The sequence below is a fragment of the Nocardia sp. NPDC003345 genome (assembly GCF_053589395.1).
In genome coordinates, this window is record NZ_JBSFRU010000274.1 from 1 (window position 1) to 9119 (window position 9119).

The 9119-nt window shown below is 69.2% G+C and carries 9 protein-coding genes; 5 read left to right on the forward strand and 4 right to left on the reverse strand.

From position 1 onward, the window contains the following. Window positions 1–681, reverse strand: a 681-nt coding sequence (gene miaA, locus ACWDU1_RS24525; protein WP_450001897.1) for a tRNA (adenosine(37)-N6)-dimethylallyltransferase MiaA, incomplete at its 3' end; no start/stop codon positions are given. Further along, on the reverse strand, window positions 678–1448 hold the full coding sequence (locus tag ACWDU1_RS24530) for a hypothetical protein (protein WP_450001899.1): 771 nt from the start codon (window positions 1446–1448) through the stop codon (window positions 678–680). The genes miaA and ACWDU1_RS24530, both read right to left, overlap by 4 nt. 397 nt (window positions 1449–1845) lie before the next feature. Here ACWDU1_RS24530 and ACWDU1_RS24535 point away from each other — a divergent pair, with 397 nt between their 5' ends. After that, the gene (locus ACWDU1_RS24535) at window positions 1846–3234 is read left to right on the forward strand and encodes a DUF349 domain-containing protein (protein ID WP_450001901.1); all 1389 of its coding nucleotides are present in this window, start codon (window positions 1846–1848) and stop codon (window positions 3232–3234) included. Window positions 3235–3291: 57 nt separating this feature from the next. Here the strand turns inward: ACWDU1_RS24535 and ACWDU1_RS24540 are convergent, their stop codons facing one another. Then, the gene (locus ACWDU1_RS24540) at window positions 3292–4059 is read right to left on the reverse strand and encodes an Rv2732c family membrane protein (protein ID WP_450001903.1); all 768 of its coding nucleotides are present in this window, start codon (window positions 4057–4059) and stop codon (window positions 3292–3294) included. Next, a complete protein-coding gene (gene miaB / locus ACWDU1_RS24545) occupies window positions 4056–5609 on the reverse strand; it encodes a tRNA (N6-isopentenyl adenosine(37)-C2)-methylthiotransferase MiaB (protein WP_450001904.1) in 1554 nt (517 codons plus the stop codon). Before miaB ends, ACWDU1_RS24540 begins: the two co-directional genes overlap by 4 nt. A 373-nt stretch (window positions 5610–5982) precedes the next feature. Here miaB and ACWDU1_RS24550 point away from each other — a divergent pair, with 373 nt between their 5' ends. The 4 genes from ACWDU1_RS24550 to ACWDU1_RS24565 form a co-directional block, all read left to right on the forward strand. Further along, window positions 5983–6711, forward strand: coding sequence for an amino acid ABC transporter ATP-binding protein (locus tag ACWDU1_RS24550; protein WP_450001910.1), 729 nt, complete (start codon window positions 5983–5985; stop codon window positions 6709–6711). A 104-nt stretch (window positions 6712–6815) separates the two neighbouring features. Then, on the forward strand, window positions 6816–7655 hold the full coding sequence (locus tag ACWDU1_RS24555) for a glutamate ABC transporter substrate-binding protein (protein WP_450001906.1): 840 nt from the start codon (window positions 6816–6818) through the stop codon (window positions 7653–7655). 82 nt (window positions 7656–7737) lie between these two features. After that, complete coding sequence (locus ACWDU1_RS24560) at window positions 7738–8418, forward strand: amino acid ABC transporter permease (RefSeq protein WP_450001908.1); 681 nt, start codon at window positions 7738–7740, stop codon at window positions 8416–8418. Continuing rightward, window positions 8415–9119: amino acid ABC transporter permease (locus ACWDU1_RS24565; RefSeq protein ID WP_450001912.1), on the forward strand; the 705-nt coding region annotated here is incomplete at its 3' end. The genes ACWDU1_RS24560 and ACWDU1_RS24565, both read left to right, overlap by 4 nt.

Genomic DNA, 9119 nt, shown 5'->3' on the forward strand with positions numbered 1-9119 from the left:
CTGCTCGATCAGGGCGTGGACCTCGTCGACCAGTCCGGCGCCGAACATCGCCTCGGTGCGTTCGGCGATCCGCCGGTCCAGTTCGGCGGTTTCCCGGTCCACCCCGAGGATGCGGGTCCCCCAGCGCGGTTCGCCGATCACCGGGGCGGATGCCGCGAAGGGTTTACCGGTGAGTTCCACGACCTCGAGCGCCCGCACCATGCGCCGACCGTCGGTCGGCAGGATGGTCGCCGCGGCGACCGGATCGGCCCGCCGCAGCGCCTCGTGGACCGCGGCGACGCCCTGCCCGGCGAGCAGGCCCTCCCAGCGGGCCCGCACCCGCGGATCGGTCGCGGGGAACTCCCATTCGTCGAGGAGGGCCTGGATGTACATCATCGAACCACCCACCACCACGGGTATCCGGCCGCGCGCCATGACGGCCTCGACATCCGCGCTGGCGGCCGCCTGGTAGGAGGCCACCGTCGCGGTCTCGGTGACATCGAGTACGTCGAGTTGGTGGTGCGCGATTCCGCGCCGCTGCTCCGGCGCCAGCTTCGCGGTCCCGATATCCATCCCCCGGTACAGCTGCATCGCGTCGATGTTCACGATCTCGCCGCCGAGCTGTTCGGCCAGGTCGAGAGCGAGATCCGATTTCCCGGTGGCCGTGGGCCCGACCACCGCGACCGGCCGGGGCCCGCTCACCGCGGCCCTCCCCCGGGCCGCCACAGCCCGGCGTAGTAGCCGACACCGAAGGGCGAATCGCGGTAGCGCTCGACCGTCTCGGGTTGTTCGGTATCGGCGGCGAAGAGACCGGCCAGTGTCTGGTACGCGGCCCGGCCGGACAGCATGAGCTCGGCGCAGAGGCCGGGGTCGAGTTCCAGCAGGGCGGCGCGGTCACCGCCGGTGAGCGCCCGCTCCAGTTCGGCCTGCGTCGCCGCGGCCCGTGCGTCGAAGTACCCCGGCGCCGCCTGCGACAGGGTCGCCGCACCGTCGGCGACGACCAGTACTCCCCGCGGTTCGTCCGTCGCGTCGAGTTCGGCCCGTAGTTTGGCGCCGATCTCGGCACAGCGCTGGGCCGGTCCGTCGGCCGCGACGAGATGGGCGCGAGCCGTCGCGTGCGGCGCCACCGCGCCCCGCAACCAGCCCGCGATCAGTACCGCCAGCGGTAGTCCGGGATCCGCCTGGGCCGATCCGTCCGCCGGACCGCCCAGCGAGACTCGCACATCGCGGCCGAATCCCCGGAAGGTGCCCACGGTGTCGGTGTCGTAGCGCTGTTCGGTGCTCCCCACCCCCAGCACGATCCACTGCGATGCCGCCTCGGCCAGCGCCGCGCCCACCGCGAGAACCTCCGATCGCAGCGCGCCCAGCGTCGCGTCCGGGGCGGTTTCCGGATCCGCCACCGCCGGACCGCCACACAACTCGGGCACCAGAACGGGCGGCGAGGGGACGAGGGCCGCTAGACAGAACACACGGTCAACCGTAGCCCGTGCCCACCCGGCCCGGACCCGGCCGGTGCGGCAGGCCACGGTCGCCGGCAGAGCCGAGCTACGAGTGTCTCTCCCGGAAACCGGGTCGCAATTGCTAGGGTGCGAAGTATTCGGACCTGTTCGCACAGGGTCCGGAACCGCAGGTCCGGACGTATGCCGCCCGCGGCGGACGGCGCAACCGGATCGCGGCGGGTTCGCCGCCGGATGGCGGATTCGGTTCGTACGCGGCGGCCGGCTCGGTGTGTACGACAGCGGACAGATTGGTCGGAACGGGCAGACGTAGCCAGAATGAGCGGGCGTAGCCAGAATGAGCAGAGCATAGCCAGAATGCGCAGCGCGTAAACCAGGCAGCCGTGACGCGCGGCAGGGACGAGGAGCAATGACCCACAGCAACGGAACCGCCAAACCCGGCCCCGGGACTCCCGGTCGCCCGTCCACCGCTCCGAAACCGCGCAACCGTCCCAAACCCGGCGATATGCACCCTTCCCCCGCGGCGATGAAATCGGCGACTCCGGCCACCGAGCATCCGCATCCGGTGGTGGTGCCCTCCGCCACCGATCCCGCGCTCTGGGGCCGCGTCGACGAGGACGGCACCGCATGGGTGAAAACCGCCGACGGTGAACGGGTCGTCGGCTCCTGGCAGGCCGGGGATGCCGCCGAGGGGCTCGCCCATTTCGGCCGCCGATTCGATGATCTCGCCACCGAGGTCGCGCTGCTCGAGGCCCGGCTCGCCGCCGGTACCGATGCGCGCAAGACCAAGGCCGCCGCACTCGCGCTCGCCGATACGCTGCCCACCGCCGCCGTCATCGGCGATATCGAGGGGCTGTCCAAGCGGCTGCGCGCCATCGCCGAGCATTCCGACGAAGCCGCCGCGCACGCGAAAGAGGAGAAGGAACGCACCCGGCACGAGCACACCGAGCGCAAGGAGGCGCTCGCCGCCGAGGCCGAGGAGATCGCCGCCGAATCCACCCAGTGGAAGGCCGCCGGCGACCGCTTGCGCGAGATCCTCGATGAATGGAAGACGATCCGCGGCGTGGACCGCAAGGTCGACGACGCCCTGTGGCGGCGCTATTCCAAGGCGCGGGAGGCGTTCAACCGCCGCCGCGGCGCCCATTTCGCCGAGCTCGACCGGGAACGCGCGGCGGCGAAGGTCCGCAAGGAAGAGCTGTGCGTACAGGCCGAGGAGCTCTCGGCTTCCACCGATTGGCCCGGCACCGCCGCCGTCTTCCGGGAACTGCTCGTCGAGTGGAAGAACGCCGGCCGGGCCCCGCGCGAGGCCGACGAGGCGCTGTGGCGCCGGTTCAAGAGCGCGCAGGACGTCTTCTTCGCGGCCCGCAACGCCGCCGCTTCCGAACGCGACGCGGAATTCGCCGATAACGCGACGGCGAAAGAGGAGCTGCTGGGCAGCTACGAATCGGCCATCGACCCCGACGCCGATCTGGAGAGCGCCCGGGCCGCACTGCGTGACCTGCAGGAACGCTGGGATGCGATCGGGAAGGTGCCGCGCGAGCGGATGCACGACCTGGAGGCGCGGCTGCGCGCGGTGGAGAAGCGGGTGCGCCAGGCGGCCGATGCGCAGTGGCGACGTACCGACCCCGAGGCGCTGGCCCGCGCCGCGCAGTTCCGCGAACGGGTCGCGCAGTTCGAGGAGCAGGCGGCCAAGGCCACCGCGGCCGGTAAGACCCGGGATGCGGAGCGCGCCCTCGACCAGGCCAAACAGTGGCGGGAATGGGCCGAGGCGGCGGAGGGCGCGGTCAGCAATCTCTGATCTCGCCGGTCGGCCCGGCCCCGGCCGGGGCTGATCGCCGCCCGGCCGGAACCGCGGTCAGTCCTCGCCGAGCCGGTGCCGCCGCTGCCGCTGTTCCTCCTCCGCGGCGGCGATACGGCGCTGCTCCTCGGCGGCCAGCTGGACCGCGGTGCGGCTCCACACCACTTTCACCCAGTGGAAGGTGAGCACCATGATCGCGAGCGTGCCCAGGATCAGTCCGATCCCCGGGCCCGCACCGACATAGTTGTTGAGCCCCGGGGTCTGCCGATGCCAGATCGAGAAGACTCCGAACGCGCTCCCGATCGCCGATCCGGCGACCGCGATCCAGGCCAGCACCCAGCGCCGGGTCATCAGCGCCAGCAGTGAGAACACGATCCCGAACAGCGCCACGAACCAGACGAAGATCCGCGACGGCAGTCCGATGTGCTCGGCGGCGGCGGCCTCCGATCCGAGCAGCACATCGAATCCGCGGGCGCCACCGGCATGGGGCAGCACCAGCGACAGCAGCAGGACGAATACCGCGCCCGCCACCACCATGGCCCGCACTCCGGGGTCGATCTCACCCGCGATCCTGCGCTCCACCGCGTCCAGGTCGTCGCGGAACTCCTCGAATTTCTCGGTGGCCTCGGCCGGTTTCACATCGTCCTCGTTTCCGTCGGCTGTTTCCTCGGCACCGCTTTCACCGGCGCCGCCGGGATCCCCGGCCGAACCGGCACCGCCGGGCACGCCCGGATCGGCGGAAGAGCCCGCCGCCTCCGCTCCGGTCCCCTCGCCGGGGCCGGGCCCGTGTTCCCGGTCCGCACCGTGCCCCGCGGGGGTCGTCATATTCCGCAACCCGAAGCGCATCCGGAGGCCACCGGCTCCGGTTCGGGCGCCCCGATCCGCGGCATCCCCAGCCCGACGCCGATGGGCGCCGTCTTCGGGGTGGTCCCGGCTTCGTGCGCGTCACCGGCCCGGGTACGCCGGTGGGTGCGGACCCCGGAGTCCGCGATCAGATGATGCGGCGCCGCGTCGGTCACCGTCACGGTCACGAGATCGCCGGGCCGGATCGGCTCGGCGGCACCGTCGGGCCGGAAATGCACCAGCCGGCCGTCGCGGGCCCGCCCGCTCATCCGGGCCGTGGCGGCGTTCTTCTTACCTGCGCCCGCCGCGACCAGCAGCTCCACCTCGGTGCCCAGCAGTTCGTTGTTGGCGTCCAGGCAGATCTGCTCCTGCAGCGCGATCAGCCGGTCGTAGCGCTGCCGCACGACTTCTTTGGGCACCTGATCGCCCATCTCCGCCGCCGGTGTACCGGGCCGGGGCGAGTATTGGAAGGTGAAGGCGCTGGTGAACCGGGCCTGCCGCACCACGTCCAGGGTCTCCTGGAAATCCTCCTCGGTCTCACCCGGGAAGCCGACGATGATGTCGGTGGTGATCGCGGCATGCGGCATCACCGCCCGGACCTTGTCGATGATGCCCAGGAACCGGGCCTTCCGGTAGGACCGGCGCATGGCCTTGAGCACCCGGTCCGAGCCGGACTGCAGCGGCATATGCAACTGCGGGCAGACATTGGGGGTCTGCGCCATCGCCTCGATGACATCGTCGGTGAACTCGGCCGGATGCGGCGAGGTGAAGCGGACCCGCTCCAGTCCGTCGATACCGCCGCAGGCGCGCAGCAGTTTCGCGAAGGCGCCGCGGTCGCGGGGCTGATCGGGATCGGCGAACGACGCCCCGTAGGCGTTGACGTTCTGCCCCAGCAGCGTGACCTCCAGGACGCCCTGCTCCACCAGCGCCTGCACCTCGGCGAGAATATCGCCGGGGCGCCGGTCGACCTCTTTGCCGCGTAGCGACGGCACGATGCAGAAGGTGCAGGTGTTGTTGCAGCCGACCGAGATCGACACCCAGCCCGCGTATGCCGACTCCCGCCGCGCGGGCAGCGTCGAGGGGAACGCCTCCAGCGATTCGAGGATCTCGACCTGGGCCTCGTCGTTGTGCCGCGCCCGCTCCAGCAGCACCGGCAGCGCACCGAGATTATGCGTCCCGAACACCACGTCCACCCAGGGCGCCTTGCGCACCACGGTATCGCGGTCCTTCTGCGCCAGGCAGCCGCCGACGGCGATCTGCATACCCGGCCGCGACGCCTTGACCGGCGCGAGGTGCCCGAGGGTGCCGTACAGCTTGTTGTCCGCGTTCTCCCGCACCGCGCAGGTGTTGAAGACGACCAGGTCGGCCGTCGCCCCGGGCACGGCCTTCGTATAGCCCGCATCCTCGAGCAGGCCGGACAAGCGTTCGGAATCGTGCACGTTCATCTGGCAACCGAAGGTGCGGACCTCGTAACTGCGTGCGCCGGCCGGCTCGATCCGGGTGGGCGGCGCTACCTGTCCGATCGAATCCACGCGTCCAGGGTACGGCCCGCCATCCGGGTCTCTTCCGGCAGATCCGCACTCGGGTCTCCGCGTGCCTCGGCTCCGACCAGGGCCGGGCGTGGACCGTGAGCCCGGTCACGTCACCTCCGCCGATCCCGGATTCCGGAACCGTGTGCCCGGCCGCGGGGGCGCACGGCAAGCGGGAAAACGGCCCAAATCGGGTCGGAGCGAATTGAATACGATAGATGATCATCGGGTTAAGGCGGGATATCCGCCCGGTGTGGCGCCCAGCGTGTCGCCCGAAGGTCCGCGAATCAGAGAAAACGGGCTTATGGTTTGGACCATGATCGACGCCACCGATGCCGACTCTCCCGTTGCAGCCGGCGACAACGCCGCGCCACCGATGATCTCCATGCGCGCGGTCGACAAGCACTTCGGTGCTCTGCACGTTCTGCGTGATATCAACCTCGAGGTGCCCCGCGGGCAGGTCGTGATCGTACTCGGGCCGTCGGGCTCCGGGAAGTCGACGCTGTGCCGCACGATCAACCGCCTCGAACCCATCGACTCCGGTGAGATCCTGGTCGACGGTGTCCGGCTGCCCGCCGAGGGCAAGGCGCTGGCCGCGCTGCGCGCCGATGTCGGCATGGTGTTCCAGTCGTTCAACCTCTTCGCCCACAAGACGATCGTCGAGAACGTGATGCTCGCGCCGGTCAAGGTGCGCGGGACCAAGAAGGACGCGGCGCGCAGCCGGGCCATGGAGCTGCTCGACCGGGTCGGTATCGCGAACCAGGCCGACAAGTACCCGGCGCAGCTGTCCGGCGGCCAGCAGCAGCGCGTCGCCATCGCCCGGGCGCTGGCCATGAGCCCCAAGGTGATGCTGTTCGACGAGCCGACCTCGGCCCTCGACCCCGAAATGGTCAACGAGGTCCTCGAGGTCATGGTGTCCCTCGCGAAGGAGGGTATGACCATGCTGGTCGTCACCCACGAGATGGGTTTCGCCCGGCGCGCCGGCGACCGGGTCCTGTTCATGGCCGACGGCCAGGTCGTGGAGGACACCGACCCGGAGACGTTCTTCAGTGCGCCCGAATCCGAACGCGCCAAGGATTTCCTGGGCAAGATCCTGAGCCACTGAACCGACGCGCGCCCGGCGATACCGATCGGACGCCGGCGCGTCCGCCCGTGCGGACACAGGCACACGCGATGGCACAGCGCCATCGAGATGAGGGAAGGAAACCGATGAGGATCAACCGAGCATTCCGCCTCGCGGTCGGTGCGGTCGCCGTGACCGCCGCCGTGGTCTCCACCGCGGCCTGCGGTGGCGGTAGCGATAAGACCGCGCTGGAGAACGCCCAGGAGGGCGAGCTCACGATCGGCATCAAATACGATCAGCCGGGCTTGGGCCTGCGCAACACCGACGGCACCTACAGCGGATTCGATGTCGAGGTCGCCAAGTACGTGGCCTCCAAACTGGGCGTCCAGCCCGATGCCATCACCTTCAAGGAAGCCCCGTCCGCGCAGCGCGAAACCCTGATCGAGAACGGGCAGGTCGATTTCGTCGTCGCCACCTACTCGATCACCGACTCCCGCAAGGAGAAGGTCGATTTCGCCGGGCCCTATTACGTCGCCGGGCAGAGCCTGCTCGTACGGGCCGACAACAACGCGATCAACGGCCCGCAGGATCTGGCCGGCAAGACCGTGTGCTCGGTGACCGGCTCCACGCCCGCGCAGAACATCCAGAAGAAGTACCCCGACACCCAGCTGCAGACCTATGACACGTACTCGCTGTGCCTGGAGGGCCTCAACAGCGGCGCCGTGGCGGCGGTGACCACCGACGACATCATTCTCGCCGGCTACGCCTCGCAGTCGCCCGGTAAGTACAAGGTCGTCGGCGAGCCGTTCACCACCGAGAACTACGGCATCGGTGTGAAGAAGGGCGATAAGGAAACCCGCGACAAGATCAACGACGCGATCGAGGAAATGATCTCCTCGGGCGCCTGGGCGACCGCCTTCCAGGATGTTGTCGGCAAGGCCTCGAGCTACGAGACCCCGGAGGCCCCGAAGGTGGACCGGTACTGACCCACCGAACCGCGGGTCCGGGCCGCAGCCGGCCCGGACCCGCGATCGGCCCAATTCCGCCAATCGGAGGCGCGTAACCACTGTGTTCGATTTGATCTCGGAATACGACACCCAGTTGCTCGAGGCATTCTGGATGACCATCAAACTCACCCTGCTGTCCACGGTGGGGGCGCTCGTTCTGGGCACGATCGTGGCCGGGATGCGGGTCTCGCCGGTTCCGGTGGCACGGTGGGCCGGTACGGCCTATGTGACCGTGTTCCGCAACACCCCGCTCACCCTGATCCTGGTGTTCTGCTCGCTGGGCCTGTACTCCACGCTCGGAATGAACCTGGCCTCCGAAGGACCGACCTCGCTGGCCGACAACAATTTCCGCTGGGCGGTTATCGGATTGAGCGTGTACACGGCGGCATTCGTCTGTGAATCACTGCGCGCCGGTATCAACACCGTACCGCTGGGGCAGTCCGAGGCGGGACGTTCGCTGGGGCTGAGCTTCCTGCAGAACCTGCGGATCATCGTGCTGCCCCAGGCATTCCGCTCGGTCATCGGCCCGCTGGGCAGCGTCTTCATCGCGCTGACCAAGAACACGACGGTCGCCTCGGCGATCAGCGTGGCGGAGGCCTCGTTCCTGATGAAGAACATGATCGAGACCGAGGCGGCCCTGCTGTCCATCGGCGCCATCTTCACGCTCGGTTTCGTGATCCTGACGCTGCCGGCCGGACTGCTGTTCGGCACCCTGGCCAAACGATACGAGGTGGCACGCTGATGCGCGAGGCATCTGTTCTCTACGACGCGCCCGGCCCGGTCGCCAAGGTCCGCAACCTGATCTACTCGGTCGTCATCCTGGTCGCGGTGCTCGCCGCCGGCTGGTTCGTCTATCGCGGTTTCGCGGACAAGGGTCAGTTCACCGCCGAGAAATGGGAACCGTTCCTCGACGGCGCGGTGTGGAGCACCTATATCCTGCCGGGCCTGCGCGGCACGGTCGTCGCGGCGCTGCTGTCGATCGTCTTCGCGCTGGTGCTGGGTATGGTCTTCGGTATCGCACGGCTCTCGGACCATGCCTGGGTGCGCTGGACGGCCGGTACGGTCGTCGAGATCGCCCGCGCCATCCCGGTGCTGATCCTGATGATCTTCCTGTTCGCGCTGTACTCCGAATACGACCTGTTCGATTCGGAGTACCTGGCGCTGGCGGCGGTGGTCACCGCGCTGACGATCTACAACGGATCGGTGATCGCCGAAATCGTCCGCGCGGGCATCCTCTCGCTGCCGAAAGGACAGTCCGAGGCGGGTGTCGCGCTCGGGTTGCGCAAGGGCCAGCTGATGCGGCTCATCCTGCTCCCCCAGGCGATCACGGCCATGCTGCCCGCGCTCATCTCACAGATGGTGGTGGCCCTGAAGGATTCGGCGCTCGGCTACGTGATCACCTACGAGGAGGTGGTGCGCAGTGCCCAGCAACTCGGCGCCGCC

What these genes read in the sequence shown, in the direction of transcription:
- ACWDU1_RS24550 (WP_450001910.1), top strand. Translation starts at nt 5,983, where the DNA reads ATGATCTCCATGCGCGCGGTCGACAAGCACTTCGGTGCTCTGCACGTT.
- ACWDU1_RS24555 (WP_450001906.1), top strand. Translation starts at nt 6,816, where the DNA reads ATGAGGATCAACCGAGCATTCCGCCTCGCGGTCGGTGCGGTCGCCGTG.
- ACWDU1_RS24540 (WP_450001903.1), bottom strand. Translation starts at nt 4,059, where the DNA reads ATGACGACCCCCGCGGGGCACGGTGCGGACCGGGAACACGGGCCCGGC.
- ACWDU1_RS24535 (WP_450001901.1), top strand. Translation starts at nt 1,846, where the DNA reads ATGACCCACAGCAACGGAACCGCCAAACCCGGCCCCGGGACTCCCGGT.